The following is a 21,933-nucleotide window of genomic DNA, read 5'->3' as shown; positions in this document are numbered from 1 at the left end:
ATCACTTCATAAACCTGACTTACTTTAGTGTGAGACTCTTGATACTTTCGCTATCTGATCCGAGGATCAGCTCGCTTTCATCAAGCGCCCACACTTATCGGCTGTTAATTTTTAAAGAGCATTCTGCGAGGAACTTCGTGATTCCCGGCAGCGCTGCGTTTTCAGCAGCAGAGAAGCGAGATTATCAACCGTTTTTTGAGACTCGTCAACAACTTTTTTAACTACTTCGTTGCGACGACTGCGGTTTAATTTCGCGTGCACTGGAATCGATAAAACCGACTTCAACAGCACCGCTTCCCTCTTCTCCCCCCGCGCTGCGTTTCCGTTAGCGCGAAAGAGGCGTGATTCTATGCATCCGCCCCGGTCTCCGCAACCCCTTTTGTGAAATATTTTTGACGTGCTATGGCGGGGACCGCCGAGCCTTCCCAGTGCTCATATATAAGACGACACGGCAGGCGCAGCCTCGGTCGCCCTTGAACAGCCCCACCGTATCGAACGCAACCTTCCGTCGATTACCGCCCGACCATCGCCCTCACCACGCCGTCCCGCCGAATCAGCCCGTGATACAGCGCCGCCGCAAAGTGCGCGAGGAACGTCAGGAAGAAGAGATAGGCCAACACGCGATGCGCGACCCGAAGCCACGCGAACGTCACCGGATCGGCCGACACCAGCGCCGGCAGCTGCACACCGCCGCCCAACGTCACCGGATACCCGCCCGCCGACAGCATCGCCCAGCCGATCAGCGGCATCGACACCATCAGCGCATACAGCACGAGATGCGACCCGTGCGCGGCCACCTTCTGCCACCACGGTAGATCGTCGGGCAACGCCGGCGGCTTCGACAGCATTCGCACCACGATCCGCACGCACACCAGCACCAGCACGGCCACGCCCAGCGGCTTGTGAATCGCCACCAGGATCTCGTGCCGCCCGGAAACCGACGCCACCATCCCCACCCCGATGAACAGCATCGCGAGAATCATCGCGGCCATCACCCAGTGCAGCACCCGCGCCGGCAAACTAAACGTCGTCGAAACCTTCATCACCGTCCCTCCCCACTCACTCGCGCCACGCCTGCCACGCCGGCCTCTTCACTCGTGCGCCGCAGATACGAATCCGCATACGCGGCCGAACGCGCCGCCAGCAACGGATCGCCCGACACCTGAATCCCCTGCGGCAGCACCGTCGGGTCGTAGTTCACGTCGCGGCACGGGCCGCTGTCCTGCGCCTCCACGCGATCGAGCACGAGCGTGCCCGCATCGATCGTCGTGCGCTGCGCGGGCCAGACCTTCGTCGCGTCGTCCACCGGGTCGCCGGGCTCCGCCAGCGTCACCAGCAGCTTCCACTTCTGCGGGCCGGCCGCGATGCGCTGCGTCACGTCCTGTTGCAGCACGTTCGGATCCGCGGCCGTCGCAACGTCACCGGCGCCCGCCGTCTGCTCCGGCACGACGCGCCACCGCACCGCCTGGCGCTTGCCGGCCGCATCGACGAAGTAGAACGCGTTCAGCCCGTAATAGCTTTCGGTGACGTAGCTCGCGCTCGGCTTCGCACCCTTCACCCATTGCAGGAACGCGCCGGCTTCCGGGTGCGCGCCGAAGAACGCCTTCACCTTCGCCGAATCGGGCTTGCCCGTCTTCGGATCGGGCCGGGTCGCGAGCGTCTGCTCGTAGAACGCCTGCGGCGTCGCCACCGGAAACACCGGCATCGCGTTCATCCCGGTCCGCCATTGCTCGCCGTCCGGCGCGGTGAGCTTCAGCGCGAGGCTGCGGATCGGCACGCTGCTGTCCGGCGCATAAGGATTCCCGCCCGGCAACGCGAAGCGCCCGACCACCGGCGTGCGCACCGCCTTGAAGAACGGCGCGACCGAATACGCGCTCGCGGCGCCGTTGCCTTCGAAATAGCCGGTCACGCACACGCCCTTCGCGTGATTGCGCCGGTAGCCGGGATGGATGCCGCTGTTGGTCTGCAGCGCGTCGACGAGCCGGTGCGGGGTCAGACGCGCCGGCGCGAGCCATCCGCCGGCATACCCGAACGCCGCGGCCACGCCGGCCACCGCGCCGCCGATCACGGCCCAGCGCCACCACCCGCGCCCGGGCTCGCGCTGCGGCGAAGAAGAAGATTGCTTCATGAATGCACTCCCGATCGTCAGATCATTGTCGAACGCGTGTAGGACGCCGCCCACGCCGCTTTATTCCACGAAGAATTTTTTCGTATGCTGGAGGGAATAACCGATGCCGGCCGGCGTCCTACGCGGCATCCACGACCCTTTCGGCAACCGGCCCAGCCATGCCCTCCACCGCCCTCGACGACGAAGCATTGCGCGAACTCATCCCCAGGCTGCGACGCTTCGCGCTCTGGCTGGCGCGCGACGTCCATGCAGCCGACGATCTCGTCCAGTCGACGCTCGAGCGCGCGTTGTCGCGCTGGACGAGCCGTCGCGACGACGCATCGCTGCGCAGCTGGCTCTTCACGATCCTGTACCGGCAGTTTCTCGACGGCAAACGCAGCGCGAAGCGCTACGCGTGGCTGCTCGGCCGCATCGGCAACGACGACGAAGCGCACTGGCCGTCCGCCGAACGCGAATTCGCGGCGCGCGCGACGCTCGAAGCGTTCGGCCGGCTCTCGGACGAGCAGCGCAGCCTGCTGCTGCTCGTCGCGGTCGAGGGCTTCACCTATCAGGAAGCGGCCGACCTGCTCGACGTGCCGATCGGCACCGTGATGTCGCGGCTCTCCCGCGCGCGCCAGGCGCTGCGCCAGCTCAGCGACGGTGAACTTCCCGCTCCTTCCTTGCGGTTGATGAAAAAATGAACACGCCTCCGAACGAACATGACCTTCAGGCCTATGTCGACGGCCAGCTCGACGACGATGCGCGCGCCGCGGTCGAGCGCTATCTCGCGCTGCATCCGGCGCGCGCGGAACAGGTGAAGCAATGGCAACAGGACGCGCAGCGGTTGCGGGCCGCGCTGGAGAGCGTGCGGATGCCGGCCGATAACCCTGCGCTGGATCCGGCGGCGATTCGCGGCCGGCGGGCCGAACGCTCCCGGATGCGGTTCGCGATGGCGGCTTCGTTCGTATTCTGTGTTGGGCTCGGGACGTTCGGCGGCTGGCAGGCTCGCGGGTGGAACGCGGCGCCGCCTATCGCGCCGATGAGCGATGCGGTCAAGGCTTACCAGATGATGGTGGTCGATCGGACGGCCAAGGTCGATTACCGGCCGACCGGTGCGGGCGATTTGCAGGGATGGCTCACCAAAGGCGTGGGCGCATCGGCGAAGCTGCCGGATTTGAGCGCGGCGGGGTTCAGGCCGGTCGGTGGGCGGTTGTTCACGACGGACAGCGGGGCGACTGCCGCGATGGTGCTCTATGAGGATGATGCGGGACGGACGCTGAGCTTCTATCTCCGGCCGGCGGAATCGGGACATCGGCTGCTGCCGAACGGGCAACGCGTGGATGGCGCGCTGCTCGCGCGGTATGGATCGGTGAATGGGCTCAACTATGCGGTGGTCGGGCCGGCGGGGAGTCTTGGCGAGAAAGCAGTCGTGCAGGCGCTCGATCAGCAGACTTGAAGCGGTAGGATGCGCGCCCGGCTGGCGGTTGGTCGTGGCCGTCAGCGCCTTTTGTGGCGCGGCTTGGCGGGCTTGAACGGGCGCATGCTCACCGCTCGAATGCACAGCGTTTCGACTGACTTTCCTCGGCAGTTATTCACATCGACACCGCGCCGGCGCCCTCACCTTTAAAATCACAGGGTTTCGAGTCGCCGCGGAACCGGATATCCACATCTCTCCTGCTGGTCCCGCAGGTCGCCTTCGGTCGGTTCGCTCACCTTTGACGTGCACAGCGTTTCGGGTTGTTTGGGGCGTCGATATCCACAAGGCATTCGACTTCCGGACGTCGCGCGATTTGTTCGCTGCCCTCTTTCATTGTCGGCAAAGCCTTGTCAGGTCGGGCATTCAGGCCGACAGGACCATCGAAACCGGAATGCTCACCGGTCCGGTGCACAGGGTTTCAACTGAATCGTGCGCCGGTTATCCACACACCGCCGCTCGCGCTTCCGGTCACTTCGTCCCGACTATCCCGAGAATCTCGCCGGTTTCCGGCGCGATGACGTAGTGGATCGACTTTCCGAGCCGGTTTGCGTTGCCCAGCCCGCGCATGCCCGGAATCAGCTTCGCCACGAACGTGATGGTGATGACATCATCGTCTGGTCCGGGATCCACCGTGGATGCCCTTTTATCCGTGATACAGATCTCGAAGTTGCGCAGGTCCTGCCCAGTCGCCGCAAAGTCTTCGTAGGCAGTTTTCAGGCCGAGCAGCGTCGCGGTGTTGAGCGTGACCGAACACCGGTCGATCGTGCCGAAATTCGATGTGCTCATCGTCTTCTCCGAATTTCACCGCCTGTCTTCCGATAACAATCGCCCGCGCAGGCGGATGTTCCATCCCGTGTCATGTCGTTCGATGACGTATTGCGTCGGCCCGCGCCATGCAACCGAACGGTACCCGCTTCGAACGACGCCGATCTCCCGGTAATACTCGACGAGTGCCTGCGGGCTCCAGTCACGGCCCGCGGAGAACAACGCATCGAGATCGATAAGCGCGGCAACGAGAGCCTGGCGGTCGTTGTCGTCCGCGATCGCACGCTCCCAGCAATCGGCTTTCCGGGCGAAGCCCAACCGGATCAGCCCCTCGACCGCAGCCGCCATGTCGGTCACGACGACCGCAATGTGGCCGGCAATGTCCGTCACCAGCATCTCGTCGACGGGCGCCTTCATCGCGCGCATCGTCCAGTGTCGCCCGCTGTGATCACCTTGCCTCCTTCGTGAGCCATCCGACGATCTTCGCGACGTCCTCGCCGGACAGCATGCCGACACGATCAACAGACACCTCGTAGTCGAGATCGAACTTCACGTTGAATCGCTCGCCTTTGTAGCGGCAACACAGGACCTCGGCTTCCGGTATCGACACGCGTCGCTCCAACACGATGTCGCCCGGATGGTGCTGCATCCGGCGTACGACGGTGTCGATATCGAGCGCCTGGAGATGGGTCGACGAAGCATGGGTCATTGGCCGCGAACCCGTTCGTCGGGCGTTTGCATTCTGGATGCCGGCGATTCTACAGACATGAAGACTCGCGCATCGATCGACGCGCTTCACAGCGTTCCGTTTCGTTTGTCTGCTCGCTGCACGCAGTGCATATCCTGAGCGGATCACAGTCGACGGACTGTGCTTATCCAAAGGTGTTAACAGGGTTCGTATATATACGTAGTGATAGTTAACAAGCTCTGTGCCTCACAGTGGATAACCTCCGTAACGCACTGAATTTTCAACGCGAACCGAAATGCATAACCCTGGGTGCGCGACGTGAACAGCGTCCGGCAGCACAGAACAACTTTTCGGCAATTCACAGCCGCGCCGACATATCCTCAATCGTTCCACTGTGAATCCAGAGACTTCCCGGACGGTTATCCAGAGGGTAATGTGGATAACACCACAGCACATCGACGCGTTTTGCTGTGATGCGAACAGATGAAGCCTCAGCGTCCCCGCATCGGCAGGCCACATCGATCGCCCGCCTCCCCACACGCCCTTTCAAAAAATTTTCACGAAGGGGCTTGTGCTGCCCCAAAACCCTCTCTATAATTCGCGGCTTCTTAGGCTCGTAGCTCAGTTGGTTAGAGCACCACCTTGACATGGTGGGGGTCGTTGGTTCGAATCCAATCGAGCCTACCAACGAACAAAATGAAGGGGTCCGGCAGCACAACTTGCCTACAGGCAACGCGGCTCGCCAACATACGAACGCCACGCGGCAACCTCGCGTGGCGTTTTTCTTTTCCGGTCCGAAACAACGCAAAACAACGCATGAAGCCCCGATGCGTTGCGCGATACACGGCCCGGCATCGCATCGTCACGAACCATCCGATCCGCCACACAACTGCCGCTGCACGGCGCGTAGAATCGTGTGCGCATCGACGTGGCGGCTTCGCCCGTCATCCGACTTCCACCACATCAAAACAACGACGCGCGATCCGCGCGACTGAGAGCACACGATCATGTCCGAGGCCACGACCGCCGCATCATCGGCAAGCAACGACGAAATCGCCGCTTACGTCGGCAAGAAGGCCGCCTGGTACGAACGAAAATGGGCGATCGCCGACTCGCGCAAGAGCCGGCAATCGTGGAACTGGGCCGCGTGCTTCCTGGGCCCGGCCTGGATGGCGTATCGATGCATGTACTGGCAGGCGGCCGCCGTGCTTGCCGCCACGCTCGGCATCACGCTGCTCGAGTTGCTGTACTTCCCGACATACTTCGAATCGAGCACGCTCGACCCGATCACCATCGGGATCGCGGTCTCGCTCGGCTGGTGCGGGAACAGCCTCTACAAGCGATACGTCGAACGCCAGATCGAAAAACTGCGCCCGCACGCGACGTCTCGCGAATCGTTTCTCGCGCTGCTCGAGGCGCAAGGCGGCACGAACTGGCTGGCGGCGGCCGGTTTCGCCGTCGCGACGCCGCTGCTCGGCGTGCTGTTGTACATGATCGGCAACGTCGGAGGCGCGACGTACTGATCGCGATAGCCGGCGATTGGAAAACGCAGGGCAAAAAGAAGAGGGCGGCGCCGGCGGGCACATCGCATACGGCGCATGCTCGCGCCGCGCTCAATGCAGATGCTTCAATTTGTCAGGATTCCGCACGACATAAATCGCGACGATCTTTCCGTCGTCGATCTCGAGTGCCGTCGTCTGCAGCTCGCCGTCGGCTTCCAGCGTGACGAAACCCGGCAGCCCGTTGATGAACCCGGCCCGCACGAGCTTCGACGCATGCGTCGCAAACAGCTCGGCCAGGTACGCATGCACCCGCATCACCAGTTCGAAGCCGAACACCGGCTTGCCGGCCGCCGCGCGCTTGCCGCCGCCGTCGGAATGCAGGCTCACGTCCTCGGCAAGCATCGCGCCGAGCGTACGCATGTCGCCGCTGCGTGACGCCGCGAAGAACGCTTCGGCCAGTTCGATCCCGCGCTGTTTCTCGACATGAAACCGCGGTCGCGCCTCGCGCACGTGCGTGCGGGCCCGCGCGGCGAGCTGCCGGCAGGCGGCCGGGTCGCGCTGGATCGTCGTGGCCACTTCGTCGAATTCGAGGCCGAACACGTCGTGCAGCAGGAACGCCGCGCGTTCGAGCGGCGACAGCCGTTCGAGCGCGAGCAGCAGCGGCAGCGTGACGTCGTCCGGTTCGTCTTCCTCGACGACCGGCTCGGGCAGCCACGGGCCGATATAGGTCTCGCGCTGGTGCCGCGCGGACTTCAACTGGTCGAGGCACATGCGCATCACCATGCGGCGCAGGAACGCCTCGGGCACGCGCACCTCGGTACGGTCGACGTCCATCCAGCGGATGAACGCGTCCTGCACCATGTCCTCGGCATCCGCGACGGAACCGAGCATCCGGTACGCGACGCGGATCAGCGTGCGACGCAGCGGATCGAAGCTCGCCGCCGCGTCGGTCCGTTCGTCGGTGTGGCTGCCGACCGGGTCGAGGCTCGGCATCAGGCCACCATCTTCGCGGCGGCGGCCTTCGCGTCGGCCGGGTCGACCCATAGCCCGAAACCGACGGCGAGCCGGTTCCAACCGTTGATCACGTTGATCATCACCGTGAGTTTCACCTGTTCCTCCTCGCTGAAATGGTCGTTCAGCGCCGCATAGGCGGCTTCGTACGCCGCGTGGCCCTCCGACAGCCGCGTGAGCGCCTCGGTCCAGCCGAGCGCCGCGCGCTCGCGGTCGGTGTAGCAGGGCGCTTCGCGCCACGCGGACAGCAGGTAGATGCGCTGCTCGGTCTCGCCTTGCTCGCGCGCCTCGACGGTGTGCATGTTAAGGCAGTTCGCGCACGCGTTGATCTGCGACGCGCGGATCTTGACCAGCTCGATCAGCGTCGGCTCGAGGCTCCCGGCAGCGGCGACCGACACGGTCATCCAGCTCTTCATCAACGCGGGGGCGGCGGCAAACGGATTGAGTTTCGCAGTCATGGTTCCTTCTCCTTTCGTGTGGGTTCCGCCGATATGACGAGCGAGCACCCCGCGCGTGTGACATCGATGCAAAAAATTTTTTGCGGCCGGAGAAGAAAGCGACGGCAAGCAAAGGGTGGAGCCGTAGAGCCGGGCACCCGGAAGGTCGCGATATCGACTGACGAATCGGCTGCCTGACGCCGCGCCTCGGGCGCACGCGCGCCATCGACCTTTCACGCATGCCGAGCGGTTGTCACCGGACGTCAGTAGGGCGCAGCCGCGGGCACGCGGGTTGCCTCCGTCGGCCGAACCCCGTCACGACAGGCATCGGCGGTTCGTGAAACGCGCGACGCCCACCTCACGTATGCTTTCATTTTTCTTTCGCCTTCGTTTCATCCGAAATCCGATTCGCGACGTTCACATTTCTGGACCATACTGTTCTGCACGGGCAGATGAAGTGAAGCCGCATGAGCGGCCCGGCGCGCGCGCCGGCTGCCCGACGACGCAGCAGCAAATCGCCCGTCAGCCGCGCGCATCCCAGCGCAAGGCTTTCCCTTTTCCGGCAACGCAACGCAGCGAATCGCGACGTGAACGGTAAACCGATGAGCCTTCTTGCATCACAGCTTCAGCGCCGTTACCAGGACGTGCGCGCCCACAGCGTCGCGTTGACCGCGACGCTGTCCCCCGAAGACCAGGCCGTGCAGTCGATGCCCGACGCGAGTCCGACGAAATGGCATCTCGCGCATACGACCTGGTTCTTCGAAACCGTCGTACTGATGCGCCGCGTGCCTGGCTACGCGCCGTTCGACGACGCCTTCCAGTTCCTCTTCAATTCCTATTACGAAGCGCTCGGCCCGCGCCATCCGCGGCCGCAGCGCGGGCTGCTCACGCGTCCGTCGCTGGACGACGTGCATGCGTACCGGCAATACGTCGACGACGCGATGCTGCGCGCGCTGGCCGGCACCGATGCGGCGCTGCTCGACGCGATCGCGCCCGAGCTCGTGCTCGGCCTGCATCACGAGCAGCAGCACCAGGAACTGATCGTCACCGACATGCTCCATGCGTTCTCGTGCAACCCGTTGAAGCCGGCGTTCCGGCCGCGTACCGGCGCCGAGGCGGAACACGCGCTCGCCGCGGGCGATGCCGGCCCGCTGCGCTGGCTGCCTCAACCGGGCGGGCTCGTCGAGATCGGGCACGACGGCGATACGTTCTCGTTCGACAACGAACGGCCGCGCCACACCGCACTCGTGCGGCCGTACGAGATCGCGAACCGCCTGGTGACGAACGCGGAATTCGCGGCGTTTATCGCCGACGGCGGCTATACGCGCCCCGAGTTCTGGCTGTCCGACGGCTGGGCCACGGTGCAGCGGGAAGGGTGGCAAGGGCCCGCGTACTGGATCCCGGACGACGACGATGCGGCCGCCACGCGCGTGCGGCGCACCTTCGGCCTGCACGGCGTCGAACCGCTCGCGCCCGACGCGCCGGTGTGTCACGTGAGCTTCTACGAGGCCGCCGCGTATGCGGAATGGGCCGGCGCGCGGCTGCCGACCGAATTCGAATGGGAAACCGCGTTCGCGGCCGACGGGATCCGGCAAATGCTCGGGCACGTCTGGCAGTGGACGCGTTCGTCCTACGAGCCCTATCCGGGCTTTCGGCCGCTCGCCGGGGTCGCGGCCGAATACAACGGCAAGTTCATGGTCGGCCAGCAGGTCCTGCGCGGCAGCAGCATCGCGACGCCGCCCGGGCACGAACGGCCGACGTACCGCAATTTCTTTCCGCCGGCGGCACGCTGGCAATTCACGGGGGTGCGACTTGCGCGAGACGTCTGACCTGACGGCCACGAGCGGTGGCCTGCAACCCGCCCGCGATTCGCGGCCGAGCGCGTTCGAGCGCGACCTGATCGACGGACTGTCGCGCACGCCGCGCAGCATCCCGCCGAAATACTTCTACGATGCGGCCGGCTCCGCGCTGTTCGACCGCATCTGCGAACTGCCGGAGTACTACCCGACGCGCACCGAGCTCGGCATCCTGCGCGATCGCGCGGCCGAGATCGTGCGGCGCGTCGGCCCGCATGCGGACATCGTCGAATTCGGCGCGGGTTCGCTCGAGAAGATCCGCGTGCTGCTCGACGCGTTCGCGGACAACTACGCGAACGCGCCGGCGCGCTACGTGCCGGTCGACATCTCCGCCGATTACCTGCACGGTGCGGCCGCGCGGCTGCGTGCGGCCTATCCGTGGCTGGACGTCGCGCCGCTCGCGGCCGACTACACGAAGGCCGAGCAACTGGCCGGGCTGACCGAAACGCCGCGGCGGCGCATCGGCTTCTTTCCCGGCTCGACGATCGGCAACTTCTCGCCGGAAGAGGCCGACACGTTCCTGCGTGACGCCGCGCGGCTGCTGCGCGGCGGCGGCCTGCTGGTGGGGGCCGACCTCGTGAAGGACGAGCGCACGCTGCATCACGCGTACAACGACGCGCAGGGCGTGACCGCGCAGTTCAACCTGAACCTGCTGGTGCGCGCAAACGCGGAGCTCGGCGCGGATTTCGATGTCGACGCGTTCTCGCACGATGCGTTCTACGATCGCCAGCGGCAGCGTATCGAGATGCATCTGGTCAGCGACGTCGCGCAGACCGTGCACGTGCGCGGCCACGTGTTCCGCTTCGAAGCCGGCGAGCGCATCCACACGGAGAACTCGCACAAGTTCACGATCGACGGCTTCCACGCGATCGCGCGCCGCGCCGGGTTCGCACCCGATACCGTGTGGACCGATGCGGACAACCTGTTCAGCGTGCACTGGCTGCGCAGCGTCGACGATATCCGCGCGTAACGCGCGCCGTTGCGAGCCGCCCGCGCCGCGGGGTAAGGGCGGTTCGCTCCCCGTGCACACCGGCGGGTTCGATCCGATCGCCGGTTTCGTGCTGAAAATTCCCTTTTTACCGACCCGGTGCATCGCTGCAACGGTGTCCGGAACGTCGCCTTTCCCTTGCTCCATAAGGCTTTGCGGGCACCCGTAAACGTCCGTTACCTGTCTCGCATACCCGTTTCACCTGTGTCAGCGTCCGGTGCCTAGACTCCGAACCGTAGTCACATGACGCACGACACGTGCAGGGAGTCGCGAAATGAGCAAGAAACTTATTCTCGGTGCAGTTCTCGGTGTAGCGGCGCTGGCAGCTTCGGGCGTCGCGTCGGCCCACGTCGACCTGTCGGTCGGCATCGGCGTGCCCGCCTATGCGGCGCCGGCGCCCGTCTACGTGGCTCCGCCGCCGCCGGTCGCGTATGCGCCGGTCGGCTATCGCTACGACGGCTGGCGTGGTGACGACTGGCGTGCGCGCGAATGGCGCGAACACGAGTGGCGCCGCCGTGAATGGCGCGAGCATGAGTGGCGCGATCGTGGCGGCTGGCGCGGCGACCGCTGGCATTGAGCGGTTCGCGTGATCGCGACAAGAGGAGCGTGACGCCATGATGCCTATCCGATTCATCACGGCGTGTGCCGCCGCCGCTGTCGTTGCGCTCGCAACGATCGGCAGCGCGCACGCGGCGGGCTGCATGAAGGGCGCGGTGGTCGGCGGGGTGGCCGGCCACTATGCGGGGCACCACGCGGTGGTCGGCGCAGTCGGCGGCTGTATCGTGGGCCATCACGTCGCGAAGCAGCACGAGCAGGAGCAGGCCGCGCAGCGCAAGGCGGTGGCGCAACGGATGCTGCCGGCGCAGTAAGCGCCGAGGCAGCATCTTCATCGACCGGCGGAACGGCACGCGCCGCTTCCGCCTTGCAACTTCCTTGTTCGGCGACGGCCGGCCGCGCATTCCGCACACGCAGCCGGCATACGGCAAATTGATCGGACGAATGCGCGCGATGCGTGTCGTTACGATCATTTACAACGTCGAGTCGCGCGGAAACCGCGCGTTCCTAGAATGCAATCATTCAAACACGCTCCAGGGAGCAAACAATGAAAACCCAACGATATCTGTCCGTGCTGGCAGCCGCGCTGCTCGCACTGGGTGCCGTCTCCGCGAACGCGGCAGCCGGCGGCAATGGTGGCGGCGGTGGCAATGGCGGCGGTCACGGCGCAGGCGGGATGGGCGGAATGGGTGGCAATGCAGGCGGCATGTCCGCTGGCCACATGAGCGGCCAGGCGCTGAGCAATTCGAACAGCTTCAGTGCGGGCGACCGCGACAAGGGCCTCGCACGCGCGGCCGACCGTTCCGACACGATCGCCGATCGCGCCGGCACGCAGCCGGGTCGCGGGCATACGCACGGCCATACCGCGCACAGCAAGACGTCCACGCCTCACACGCATCGCAACGCGTTCGGCCGCACGCTGTAAGCCGGCGCACGCAGGACGGAGAAGGGCGCTTCGGCGCCTTTTTTTCATTGCGGCGGCACAAGCGACACAAGCGGCTGAGGCGACCGTCGCGCCGAAACGTCGAACCGACCCGATTTGCAACCAGCCGTAACTGGGCCGCCCGGCCCGCCATCATACGAACCGCTTTCACGCGCTTGACGGACGGATTCGACGGGGAAGAAGGACACCGCCGGCCCATGAAAAAGGGGCGGCTCGTCGCCGCCCTTCGTGTTACCGCCCGCCGCCCGCCGGTGGCGCAATCGCGGTCGGTTCGAACAGCGCATCCGCCTGTCCGACGCGCACGAAGCGCGCCGCGCCGTCACCCTCGACCAGCGCGCGGAAATGCGCTTCGCCGCACGCGAGCTTCGCGCGCTCGTGCTCGCTCGGCACGTGGCCGTCCGCATTCGGCGTATCGACGACGAAGTACAGCCGCTCGCCGCCGTCCTGTTCCGCGAGCACGGCCCAGTCCGGGTGATAGCTGCCGAGCGGCGTCTGCACGCGGAACCACGCCGGCAGCTTCGCGTACAGCTTCACGCCGTCGTGGGCTTCGAGCGCATCGGCGAACGCGCGCTCGGCGTCCGTCTCGCACACGACCGCTTCGTGAATCGACTTGCGCGCATCGAGCCGCAGGTTGCGCAGATAACCGGTCAGCGCCTCGCTTTCGAACGATTCGAGCGCATGCACGTGGCGCTCGCCGAGCTTGCGGTACGCGATGCCGGCAACCAGCGCGAGCCGCTTGCAGCGGTTGATCGCGCCGGCCGCGACCGCGATGAACTGCTGCGGATTCACGCGAAAATCGTCGAGCCGGCCGCTGTCGGCAAGAATCGTCGCGAGCGACCGACGCGTGAGCTGCGTGCGGTCCTGCAACTCGGTGAGCAGGTCGGGCAGCGGCAACTCGCCTTCGTCGAGCAGCACCGTGCCGGCGCCTGCTACTTCGATCGCCTCGATGCCGGCCTTGCCGATGTCGATCTCGGCCTTGCGCCACTGCAGCCGCGCGCGCGCGATGTCCGGCGCGTCGCGCAGCGCGGCCGTGCAGTCGCGCACCAGCTTCGCGTTGTCGAACTCGACGCGGTACACGGTGCGATGGCGGATGCGGTCCCACAGCGCGCGGAAATCCTCGCCGAACACGACGGCCTTGCCCGACGCATCGCGCCGCAACGCGATCGCGCGGCGCTCGTCGGCATTGCGCACCGCGAAGCGGCCCGACAGCTTGCGCAGCGTCGCGACGATCGGCGCGCGCAGTCGCTCGAACGCGTCCGGCAGCACGAGCGCGCTCTGGCGCAGCGCATCCTTCAGCCGGTCGAGCACCTTGCCCTGCGCGTCGACGTAGCCCTGCTCGTGCAGATGGTTCCACAGCACGCGCGACAGCTCGATGCCGAGCGCATGCGCGGGGCCGTCGTCTTCCTGCACCGGCAGCGCCGCGAACTGGTGTTCCTCGACGATCCCGAACCGGATGCCCGTATCGGCCTCGATTTCCTTCTGCAGGTTCTCCGCGAACGACTCGTAGCGCTCGGTCGCGATCACCGTGAGCGTGTTCACGCCCGCGTCGCGCACGCGTTCGCCGTCCTGGTCGACCGCGAGGCGCAGCCCGCGGCCGAGCGTCTGGCGGCGCTCACGTTCGGTCTGGATGTCGCGCAGCGTGCAGATCTGGAACACGTTCGGGTTGTCCCAGCCTTCCTTCAGCGCCGAGTGCGAGAAGATGAACTTCAGCGGCGTGTCGAACGACAGCAGCGCTTCCTTCTCGCGCATGATCAGGCCGTACGCGCGTTCCGCGTTCTCGCGGGCCGCCGCGCTGCTTTCGCTCGTGTCGGTCCAGCCGCCCTTGCGGTCGATCGAGAAGTAGCCGTTGTGTGCGCGCTCGACTTCCAGCGCGACGTCGACGCCGTCGAACAGCGCACGGTAGGCCGGCACGCGCGCCGCGCGTGCATATTCCTCTTCGAAGATCAGCGCGTAGTCGCCCTTCACGGGCACGCCGTTCTCGTCGTAGCGGCGATAGCGTTCGACCGAATCGACGAAGAACAGCGACAGCACCTTCACGCCGCGTTCGGCGAGGCGCAGCTCCTTGTCGAGATGCTCGCGGATCGTGCGGCGGATCATCTCGCGCTGCACGGCGAGCGTGTCGATGTCGCCGAACGCCTCGCCGAGCGACAGGAACGCCTCGCCTTCCGGATGGCGCAGCTCGACGTATTCGGCGCCCTTCACCGCATGCACTTCGCCGATCCGCAGCCCCGCGTACAGCGCGCGCTTGGTCAGGCGCTCGAGATCGTCGCCGTCGGTGGCCGACACGATCTGGCGCTTCACGCCGGCCGCGGTCGCGACGTCGAGCTCGACGCGCGCGCTGATCGCGCCGCGCCGGTTCGACACGCCGACGAGCCGCACGTACGGCTTGTTGTGCGCATCCTCGACGATCGCCGACGCGATCTCGATCTGCTTGACGAGCTTGCGCTCGTACGCGTCGACCGCATCGAGCCGGTACACCATGTGGTGGCGGTCGACGTGCGTGGCCGAATAGCGCAGCGTGCAGAGCGGCGCCATCGCGGCGAGCGCTTCGCGCCCGCGCCCTTCGAGGCCGCCGTCGACGCTTTGCGGTTCGTCGACGATCACGATCGGCCGCGTCGCGCGGATCAGGTCGATCGGCTTCTCGCCGCCGGTCTTCTCGCTGTCCTTGTAGAGGTTGTTGATCTCTTTCTTGTTGATCGCGGCGACCGTCATCACCATGATCTGGATCGCCGCGCTCGCCGCGAAGTGGCGCACCTGGCCGAGCTTCGCGGAGTCGTACAGGAAGTAGTCGTACGGCACGCCCGCGTACAACGCACGGAAGTGATCCTCGGTGATCGACAGCGTCTTGTGCACGCCTTCCTTGATCGCGATCGACGGCACGACGATCACGAATTTCGTGAAGCCGTAGCGGCGGTTCAGCTCGAAGATCGTGCGCAGGTACACGTAGGTCTTGCCGGTGCCGGTCTCCATCTCGACGGTGAAGTCGCGCGAGCCGGGCAGGCCGGACGGCGGCAGCCCGCCGCGCAACTGCACGTCGGCGAGATTGCGTGCGAGCGCGTCGTCGGTCAGCGACAGCCGGTTACCGACGCCTTGCTCGGACACCGCGAAGCCGAGCGAGCCTTGCGCGGCGGCCGTCGTGCCGGGCGCGGCGTTCGCGAGCACGCTGAAGTCGCCGCGATACGATTCCTGCCCGCGAAACAGGTCGCAGACGGCGTCGATCGCCTCGCGCTGGTAGTCGAGATCCGCTTCGAAATGCAGCCGCATCACAGGCTCCGCACGCGCTTCACGCCGTGCTGTTCGAGCAGCGCGGCGAGATTGAGCTTCGCGACGTCGTCGACGAAGCCGCTGTCGCGGAACAGGCACGTGACGTCGCGCGACGCGCCGGTCGCATCCAGCAGGTCGACGATGCCGTCGGCGAGCGGGCCCGCGTCGTCGCGCGAAATGCGCGCATCGAAGCACGCGACGATCGCGCGGCCGATCAGGTGCACCGTCTTGCCGGCCACCTGGTGATGCTCGACCGGCGTGCACAGGTCGAGGCCGAGCTTCAACGTCAGCTCGGCGAGCAGGTCGTCCTCGGTGCGGCCGGTCTTCACGTGTTCGACGGACGCGAACAGCGCATGGTCGAAGTCGTCGCGGCGCGGGTCCCACTCGATCACGTTGGTCGTGTCGAGCCGGTACACGCGAAAACCCAGGTCGCCATAGCTTTCCGGATAGTCGCGCGCGACCTGCTGCGCGGCGCGGCGCAGGCGTTCCTTCGTGATTTCGGCGAGCGTCAGCGGCTTCTTCAGCTTCGCGCAGAAATCGGCGGCCGCGGTTTGCGTCTTGTCGCGTCGGTCGAGCGCCTCGGGCAGCTGCACGAGGATGTAGCGGCGCGCGCCGCCGTCGGTCGCGTTCACCTGCATCACCGCGTGGCCGGTCGAACCGGAGCCGGCGAAGCAGTCGAGCACGATGTCGTCGCCGCGCGTGCACCAGCCGATCACGGCCGCCGCGAAGTCGACCGGCTTCGGCAGGTCGAACGGGATGCCGAGCGTTTTCAACAGCGCGTCGTCGGAGCCCGCGAACGGCAGCACCGACGGCACGTTCTCGTACATGTTCTCGTCGAGGTAGTAGATCCGCTGCGGCTGCGTGGTTTCGTCCGGGCCGAATTCGATCTGGCCGCGCTCGAGCAGCGCCTGCATCGTCGCGGGCGGGTTGCGCCAGCCGCGCGCCGGCATCGCGCACGGCTTGCCGGTGACCGGGTGGATCAGCGGCGTGAAATATTCGTCCGGCGCCTTCTTCTTGTTCGGCCAGGCCATCGACACGAGGCGGTACACGCGGCCTTCCGCCGACAGCCGGTCGTACATCACCTCGCCGCCGGACAGGTTGGTCTGCGCCTTCATCCACGCGCGGTACGCCTTCTGCGCGTCCTTCGGGTTGCCGCTGCGGTACACCGCATCATGCGCGGCGTCGAGCATGCGCTGCGCATTGCGCTTCGGGCGCTTGAGCGGCGCCTGTTCGAGCAGCGTCTCGGCGTTGCGCGCGAACAGCACCAGCGATTCGTGCTGGTACGCGACGCCGCGCGCGTCGCCCTTCGGGTTGCGCTTGTCCCACACGGCCACGCCGAGCTCGTTTTCCTCGCCGAAGATCTCGCGCAGCATCAGCACGAGCGCGTGCACTTCGTGCTCGTCGATGTGCACCGCGATTAGCCCTTCGTCGGACAGCAGCGCGTGCGCGAGCTTCAGGCGCGGATACATCATGTTCAGCCAGTCGGTGTGGAACCGGCCGTTCGCCTCGGTGTTGGTGCTGCGCTTCACGCCGGCTTCGGTCTGGCCCGTCATCGCCAGGTAGTGGCGGATGCTGTCGCTGAAGTCGTCCGGATAGACGAAATCGCTGCCGGTGTTGTATGGCGGATCGATGTAGACGAGCTTCACCTTGCCGGCGTAGCTCTTGTGCAGCAGCTTCATCACGTCGAGGTTGTCGCCCTCGATCACCAGATGGCGCGTGTCGTCCCACGCGACGCTGTCGTCGGGGCAGGGCCGCAGCGTGCCCGTCGACGGCGTGAGCGCGGCCTGGCGAGCGGCGCGCTTGCCGTGCCAGTGAAAGCCGTAGCGCTCGTCGGCGTCGCCGACCGTGCGCTCGCCGACCAGCGCCTTCAGCACGTCGACGTCGACCGACGCGCCGTCCGGGCCTTCGGTCACGAGTTCGGGGAACAGCGCCTTCAGGCGCGCGACGTTGTCGGCGGTGAAATCCGTCGACATCGCCTGCGGGCTGGCCGCATCGAGTTTCTGCATCGTCTTTTCCATCGGAGCCCGGCCGCGCGCGCCAGGACGTCGGGCGCGCTCACGGCACCGGCGGCAATGGCCGCCCGGGCAAACCCGAAACGCTAGCGAGTCGGTCGGCGCAGGTCAAGCGCCGATGTGGGCCGGGCGTGCTTGTATCGGCCGCGATCGCCCGCCGGACGGGCTGGAAGCGGGTTCGGGCCGGTTGTCGCACGGGGCGGGCGGTGGGCGCGCCGCGGGCGGTCGGCGCCGCGGTGGAAAGGACGAAAAAAGGGGCACGGTCGGAATCAAATGCCGGGGTGCCAGCAGGGAGAATCGCGGAAGGAAAGTGCGGCCCGAATGAGGCAGAAGAGGATCTATGTGCGTCGACAGGGCGCCTACCGCCACCCGATCAACACCCGCCCCATCGCATCGACCCCCATGTCGAACAGGTGCGACACGAACGGCACGAGGTTCGGGATCATCAGTTGCACGAGCAACAGCCCGACGATCAGCGTGACGGGAAAGCCGATCTGGTACATGCCGATCTGCGGCGCCGCGCGGTTCAGGATGCCAAGCGCGAGGTTCGCGATCAGCAGCGCCACGACCACCGGCAGCGACAGCAGCAGCCCCATCTCGAACACGGTCGCGCCGAACGCGGCAAGCGTGCGCCAGCCCGGCGCGTGCAGCAGCTCGCCCGACACCGGCAGCGACTGGAACGACGCGGCGAGCGCGGCGAATACCTGCAGGTGGCCGTCCACGGCGAGGAACGCGAGCATCGCGACCGCGTTCAGGAACCGACCCATCGCGGGCGTCGCGCCGTTCGAATGCGGATCGAAGAAGGTCGCGAAGCCGAGCCCCATCGACAGCCCGATGAAGTCGCCGGCCGCTTCGACGGCCGCGAACACGAGCTGCATCGTGAAACCCATCGCGACGCCGATCAGGAATTGCGTGACGAGGATCCAGATGCCCTGCGCGGAGAACACGGTGACGTCCGGCATCGCGCCGAGCGTCGGCGCGACGACCAGCGCCATGAATGCGGCCACGCCGATCTTCACGCGCACCGGCACCGCCGCGTGGCCGACCATGGGCGCCGTCGCGACGAGCGCGAGCATCCGCACGAACGGCCACAGGAAAGCCGTCAGCCAGCCGTTGAGCTGCGCATAGGTGACCGAGAACATTGCGGAAAAAGCGGGCCGGGCGCGCGGCTCAGCCGGCGCCGAGCGTCGCGACGTGCAGCAGCGTCTGCCGCAGGTAGTCGAGCATCGTCGTCAGCATCCACGGGCCGGCTATCACGAGCGTTGCGGCGACCGCGAGCAGCTTCGGGATGAACGACAGCGTCGCTTCGTTGATCTGCGTCGCGGCCTGGAACAGGCTCACGACGAGGCCGACCGCGAGCGCGACCAGCAGCAGCGGGGCCGCGAGCAGCAGGCCGACCATCATCGCCTGGTGCGCCAGCGTCATCACTTGTTCGGGCGTCATCGCGCGTGTTCCTCCGCTTAACTGAAGCTCTGCGCGAGCGAGCCGATCAGCAGTTGCCAGCCGTCGACGAGCACGAACAGCATCAGCTTGAACGGCAGCGACACGGTGGACGGCGACACCATCATCATCCCCATCGACATCAGCACGCTTGCGACGACCATGTCGATGATCAGGAACGGGATGAACACCGTGAAGCCGATCTGGAAGCCGGTCTTCAGCTCGCTCGTGACGAACGCGGGCACCAGCAGCGACAGCGGCACGTCCTCGGGACCCTGCATCGGCGCGGCCTTCGAGATCTTCGCGAACAGCGCGAGATCGGTCTCGCGGGTCTGCTTCAGCATGAAGGTCTTGAACGGCGCGACGCCGCGCTGCACGGCCTGCTCCATCGGCATCGAGCCGTCGGAGAACGGCTTGTAGCCGTCGTTGTACGCGCGGTCGAGCACCGGCGACATCACGAAGAAGGTGAGGAACATCGCGAGGCCGACGAGCACCTGGTTCGGCGGCGTCGTCGCGGTGCCGAGCGCCTGGCGCAGCAGCGACAGCACGATGATGATGCGCGTGAAGCTCGTCATCATCAGCAGCATCGCCGGCAGGAACGACAGCATCGTGAGCAGCAGCATCGTCTGCACGCTCAGCGAATAGGTGGTGCCGCCGTGCGGGCCCGGGCTCGCATTGAACGCGGGCAGGCCGTTCGCCTGCGCGCACGCAAGCGCGGGCGCGAGACAGAGGATCAGCACGGGCGCGACACGCGCCGCGTGATGCAGGAATGCGTGTTTCATCGGAGTGCGGAGACGGAAAGAGGGCGCGGCGCCATGTCAGCGGTCCTTGCCGCGACCGAGGCGTTTCGCGGCTTCGCCCGCGAGCGCGTCGCGAAACCGCGCGCCGAACGTGCCGGGCAGGGTGCCGTCGGACGGGTTGCCGCCGGCGGGCGCGTCGGCCGAGGTCGACCCCGCGGTCGCGGCGGCCGCCACCGAACCGGCCGGCAGCGTATGCAGCAGGCGCACGTTGCCCGGCGCGACGCCGAGCACGAGCCAGGTGTCGCCGATCTCGACGATCGTCGCGCTTTCCTTCGCGCCGAGCCCGACGCTCGACACGACCTTCAGCGGGCCGCCGCGTCGCACGGGCTGGAAGCCGAAGCGGCGCGCGAGCCATGCGCACGCGAATACGAGGCCGATCACGACCGCGAGCCCGACGAGCGTCTGCAGCACCGCGCCGATGCCGAGCGACGGCACGGCCGAGCCGACCGTCACGCTCGACGCGATCGAACCGGCGTGGTTGACCGCGTTCATGTCGGCGGCGCCGGCCGGCGCGCACGCGAGCGGCGCGGCGGCGGCCAGCGCCGCCGCTGCGATCGCGCGGCACACGCGCCAGCCGGGCTTCACGACGTTCATCGATTCAGCTTCCGGATGCGTTCGGCGGGCGTGATGATGTCGGTGAGGCGAATACCGAACTTGTCGTTGACGACCACGACTTCGCCCTGTGCGATCAGGCAGCCGTTCACGAGCACGTCCATCGGCTCGCCGGCCATGCCGTCGAGCTCGACGACCGAGCCCTGCGCGAGCTGCAGCAGGTTGCGGATCGCGATCTTCGTGCGGCCGAGCTCCACCGTCATCTTGACCGGGATGTCGAGGATCATCTCGATGTCGTTGTGCGTCGAGCTCGCCGCGGCCTTCGACAGCGGCTGGAACACGCCGGCGCCCGTGGCGCCCACCTGCACCGGCTGCTCGTTCTGCTCGGCGAGCGCGGCCGCCCAGTCGTCGAGGCCCTGCTCTTCGTCGGCCGCGGCCGGCGCCTTCGCGTCGGCGGCCGATGCCGCGAGGGCCGCATCGGCCATCGCCTGCATGTCGTCGTCGGGCGTCTGGTTCAGCTCACTCATATCCACCTTCCTTCATCGAATCGCTCGCGCCGATCATCTTCTGCACGCGCAACGCATATTGACCATTGAAAATTCCGTAGCCGCATTCCATCACCGGCACGCCGTCGACCTTCGCGGTGATCGTGTCCTCGATCTCCAGCGGCAGCACGTCGCCCGCGCGCAGGTTCAGGATCTTCTCGAACGTCGCCGAGATCTCGGCGAGATTCGCGGTCAGCTCGACCTCGGCGGCCTGCACCTGCTGCGACAGCACGCGCACCCAGCGGCGGTCGACTTCGAGCGCCTCGCCCTGGATCGGCGAGCTGAGCACGTCGCGGATCGGCTCGACCATCGAGTACGGCATGCAGATGTGCAGCGTGCCGCCCGTCGGCCCGAACTCGATCGAGAACTGCGTGACGATCACGATCTCGTTCGGCGTCGCGACGTTCGCGAACTGCGTGTGCATCTCCGAGCGCACGAATTCGAACTGCAGCGGCCGCACGCTCTTCCACGCGGTCGTGTAGTGCTCGAACACGAGGTTCAGCAGCTTGCCGATGATCCGCTGCTCGGTGGCCGTGAAATCGCGGCCCTCGACGCGCGTGTGGAAGCGCCCGTCGCCGCCGAACAGGTTGTCGACGACGAAGAACACGAGGTTCGGGTCGAACACGAACAGCGACGTGCCGCGCAGCGGCTTCACGTGCACCAGGTTCAGGTTCGTCGGGATCGGCAGGTTGCGGGTGAATTCGCTGTACTTCTGCACCTTCACCTGGCTGACGGAGATTTCCGCCGTGCGCCGCATGAAGTTGAAGATGCCGATCCGCAGCAGGCGCGCGAAGCGGTCGTTGATGATCTCGAGGCCGGGCATCCGGCCGCGGACGATCCGCTCCTGCGTCGCGATGTTGTAGGGGCGGACGCCCGATGTGTCGCGCTGCTCGTCGACCGAATCGGTTTCGCCCGTGACGCCCTTGAGGAGGGCATCGACCTCCTCCTGGGACATGAACTCCTGGTGACCCATACGCGCTCCTTTTGCGGC

Annotated in this window: 24 protein-coding genes and 1 tRNA gene; 10 read left to right on the top strand and 15 right to left on the bottom strand. The window is 66.5% G+C overall.

The window, feature by feature from the left end; translation table 11 throughout:
- On the top strand, positions 1-221 hold a 221-nt coding region (locus J8I35_RS16840), incomplete at its 5' end, for a hypothetical protein (RefSeq protein WP_209926254.1).
- A 291-nt stretch (positions 222-512) separates the two neighbouring features.
- On the opposite strand, the gene J8I35_RS16835 is transcribed toward J8I35_RS16840, so the two are convergent.
- Together J8I35_RS16835 and J8I35_RS16830 are read right to left on the bottom strand one after the other, a co-directional pair.
- Positions 513-1,043: a cytochrome b gene (locus tag J8I35_RS16835; protein ID WP_209926252.1), complete on the bottom strand. Its 531-nt coding sequence runs from the start codon at positions 1,041-1,043 to the stop codon at positions 513-515.
- The gene (locus tag J8I35_RS16830; protein WP_209926250.1) at positions 1,043-2,128 is read right to left on the bottom strand and encodes a catalase family peroxidase; all 1,086 of its coding nucleotides are present in this window, start codon (positions 2,126-2,128) and stop codon (positions 1,043-1,045) included. The genes J8I35_RS16835 and J8I35_RS16830 overlap by 1 nt, the downstream gene beginning before the upstream one ends.
- A gap of 158 nt (positions 2,129-2,286) precedes the next feature.
- On the opposite strand from J8I35_RS16830, the gene J8I35_RS16825 reads away from it, so the two are divergent.
- Together J8I35_RS16825 and J8I35_RS16820 are read left to right on the top strand one after the other, a co-directional pair.
- Positions 2,287-2,808, top strand: a complete 522-nt coding sequence (locus tag J8I35_RS16825) for a sigma-70 family RNA polymerase sigma factor (RefSeq protein WP_050015712.1) — start codon at positions 2,287-2,289, stop codon at positions 2,806-2,808.
- Positions 2,805-3,563, top strand: a complete 759-nt coding sequence (locus J8I35_RS16820; RefSeq protein ID WP_124653759.1) for an anti-sigma factor — start codon at positions 2,805-2,807, stop codon at positions 3,561-3,563. Before J8I35_RS16825 ends, J8I35_RS16820 begins: the two co-directional genes overlap by 4 nt.
- 489 nt (positions 3,564-4,052) lie before the next feature.
- Here the strand turns inward: J8I35_RS16820 and J8I35_RS16815 are convergent, their stop codons facing one another.
- Genes J8I35_RS16815 through J8I35_RS16805 form a run of 3 tightly spaced genes read right to left on the bottom strand, consistent with a single transcriptional unit; the run spans position 4,053 to position 5,058 of the window.
- Complete coding sequence (locus J8I35_RS16815) at positions 4,053-4,370, bottom strand: hypothetical protein (protein ID WP_209926248.1); 318 nt, start codon at positions 4,368-4,370, stop codon at positions 4,053-4,055.
- A 15-nt stretch (positions 4,371-4,385) separates the two neighbouring features.
- Positions 4,386-4,766 carry a hypothetical protein gene (locus J8I35_RS16810; RefSeq protein WP_209926247.1) on the bottom strand — a complete coding sequence of 127 codons (381 nt, stop codon included), beginning with the start codon at positions 4,764-4,766 and terminating at the stop codon, positions 4,386-4,388.
- 31 nt (positions 4,767-4,797) lie between these two features.
- A complete protein-coding gene (locus J8I35_RS16805) occupies positions 4,798-5,058 on the bottom strand; it encodes a hypothetical protein (protein ID WP_124594483.1) in 261 nt (86 codons plus the stop codon).
- Positions 5,059-5,647: 589 nt separating this feature from the next.
- Between J8I35_RS16805 and J8I35_RS16800 the strand changes: the two genes are divergently transcribed.
- Together J8I35_RS16800 and J8I35_RS16795 are read left to right on the top strand one after the other, a co-directional pair.
- Positions 5,648-5,724: transfer RNA gene (locus J8I35_RS16800), tRNA-Val, on the top strand.
- Positions 5,725-6,044: 320 nt separating this feature from the next.
- Positions 6,045-6,560, top strand: a complete 516-nt coding sequence (locus tag J8I35_RS16795; protein WP_050015720.1) for a DUF2628 domain-containing protein — start codon at positions 6,045-6,047, stop codon at positions 6,558-6,560.
- Between the two features lie 90 nt (positions 6,561-6,650).
- On the opposite strand, the gene J8I35_RS16790 is transcribed toward J8I35_RS16795, so the two are convergent.
- Together J8I35_RS16790 and J8I35_RS16785 are read right to left on the bottom strand one after the other, a co-directional pair.
- Positions 6,651-7,532 carry a sigma-70 family RNA polymerase sigma factor gene (locus J8I35_RS16790; protein WP_209926245.1) on the bottom strand — a complete coding sequence of 294 codons (882 nt, stop codon included), beginning with the start codon at positions 7,530-7,532 and terminating at the stop codon, positions 6,651-6,653.
- Complete coding sequence (locus J8I35_RS16785; RefSeq protein ID WP_209926243.1) at positions 7,532-8,008, bottom strand: carboxymuconolactone decarboxylase family protein; 477 nt, start codon at positions 8,006-8,008, stop codon at positions 7,532-7,534. The genes J8I35_RS16790 and J8I35_RS16785 overlap by 1 nt, the downstream gene beginning before the upstream one ends.
- 581 nt (positions 8,009-8,589) lie before the next feature.
- Here J8I35_RS16785 and egtB point away from each other — a divergent pair.
- From egtB to J8I35_RS16760, 5 genes are all read left to right on the top strand, one after another.
- Complete coding sequence (gene egtB / locus J8I35_RS16780) at positions 8,590-9,816, top strand: ergothioneine biosynthesis protein EgtB (protein WP_209926241.1); 1,227 nt, start codon at positions 8,590-8,592, stop codon at positions 9,814-9,816.
- On the top strand, positions 9,800-10,813 hold the full coding sequence (gene egtD / locus J8I35_RS16775; protein ID WP_124653748.1) for an L-histidine N(alpha)-methyltransferase: 1,014 nt from the start codon (positions 9,800-9,802) through the stop codon (positions 10,811-10,813). The genes egtB and egtD overlap by 17 nt, the downstream gene beginning before the upstream one ends.
- 292 nt (positions 10,814-11,105) lie before the next feature.
- On the top strand, positions 11,106-11,408 hold the full coding sequence (locus J8I35_RS16770; protein ID WP_124653746.1) for a hypothetical protein: 303 nt from the start codon (positions 11,106-11,108) through the stop codon (positions 11,406-11,408).
- 37 nt (positions 11,409-11,445) lie between these two features.
- Positions 11,446-11,700, top strand: a complete 255-nt coding sequence (locus J8I35_RS16765; RefSeq protein ID WP_209926239.1) for a hypothetical protein — start codon at positions 11,446-11,448, stop codon at positions 11,698-11,700.
- A gap of 233 nt (positions 11,701-11,933) precedes the next feature.
- Positions 11,934-12,311, top strand: coding sequence for a hypothetical protein (locus J8I35_RS16760; protein ID WP_209926237.1), 378 nt, complete (start codon positions 11,934-11,936; stop codon positions 12,309-12,311).
- A 249-nt stretch (positions 12,312-12,560) separates the two neighbouring features.
- Here J8I35_RS16760 and J8I35_RS16755 read toward each other — a convergent pair whose 3' ends face one another.
- The 8 genes from J8I35_RS16755 to fliM all read right to left on the bottom strand — a co-directional run bounded on the left by J8I35_RS16755 (position 12,561) and on the right by fliM (position 21,915).
- Positions 12,561-15,593 carry a DEAD/DEAH box helicase family protein gene (locus J8I35_RS16755; protein WP_209926234.1) on the bottom strand — a complete coding sequence of 1,011 codons (3,033 nt, stop codon included), beginning with the start codon at positions 15,591-15,593 and terminating at the stop codon, positions 12,561-12,563.
- Positions 15,593-17,611: a site-specific DNA-methyltransferase gene (locus J8I35_RS16750; RefSeq protein ID WP_089488003.1), complete on the bottom strand. Its 2,019-nt coding sequence runs from the start codon at positions 17,609-17,611 to the stop codon at positions 15,593-15,595. The genes J8I35_RS16755 and J8I35_RS16750 overlap by 1 nt, the downstream gene beginning before the upstream one ends.
- A gap of 353 nt (positions 17,612-17,964) precedes the next feature.
- Positions 17,965-18,747, bottom strand: a complete 783-nt coding sequence (gene fliR, locus J8I35_RS16745) for a flagellar biosynthetic protein FliR (protein WP_124555729.1) — start codon at positions 18,745-18,747, stop codon at positions 17,965-17,967.
- A gap of 28 nt (positions 18,748-18,775) precedes the next feature.
- Positions 18,776-19,048, bottom strand: coding sequence for a flagellar biosynthesis protein FliQ (gene fliQ, locus J8I35_RS16740; RefSeq protein WP_006401718.1), 273 nt, complete (start codon positions 19,046-19,048; stop codon positions 18,776-18,778).
- Between the two features lie 17 nt (positions 19,049-19,065).
- Positions 19,066-19,827, bottom strand: a complete 762-nt coding sequence (fliP, locus tag J8I35_RS16735; protein WP_124555730.1) for a flagellar type III secretion system pore protein FliP — start codon at positions 19,825-19,827, stop codon at positions 19,066-19,068.
- Between the two features lie 36 nt (positions 19,828-19,863).
- The gene (fliO, locus tag J8I35_RS16730) at positions 19,864-20,439 is read right to left on the bottom strand and encodes a flagellar biosynthetic protein FliO (protein ID WP_209926229.1); all 576 of its coding nucleotides are present in this window, start codon (positions 20,437-20,439) and stop codon (positions 19,864-19,866) included.
- A complete protein-coding gene (gene fliN / locus J8I35_RS16725; RefSeq protein WP_175977263.1) occupies positions 20,436-20,924 on the bottom strand; it encodes a flagellar motor switch protein FliN in 489 nt (162 codons plus the stop codon). Before fliN ends, fliO begins: the two co-directional genes overlap by 4 nt.
- Complete coding sequence (fliM, locus tag J8I35_RS16720; protein ID WP_050015744.1) at positions 20,917-21,915, bottom strand: flagellar motor switch protein FliM; 999 nt, start codon at positions 21,913-21,915, stop codon at positions 20,917-20,919. Before fliM ends, fliN begins: the two co-directional genes overlap by 8 nt.
- Positions 21,916-21,933 lie beyond the last annotated feature (18 nt).

The sequence above is a fragment of the Burkholderia sp. CpTa8-5 genome, assembly GCF_017815045.1.
Lineage (GTDB): Bacteria > Pseudomonadota > Gammaproteobacteria > Burkholderiales > Burkholderiaceae > Burkholderia > Burkholderia sola.
This window is presented reverse-complemented; position numbering and strand designations above follow the sequence as displayed.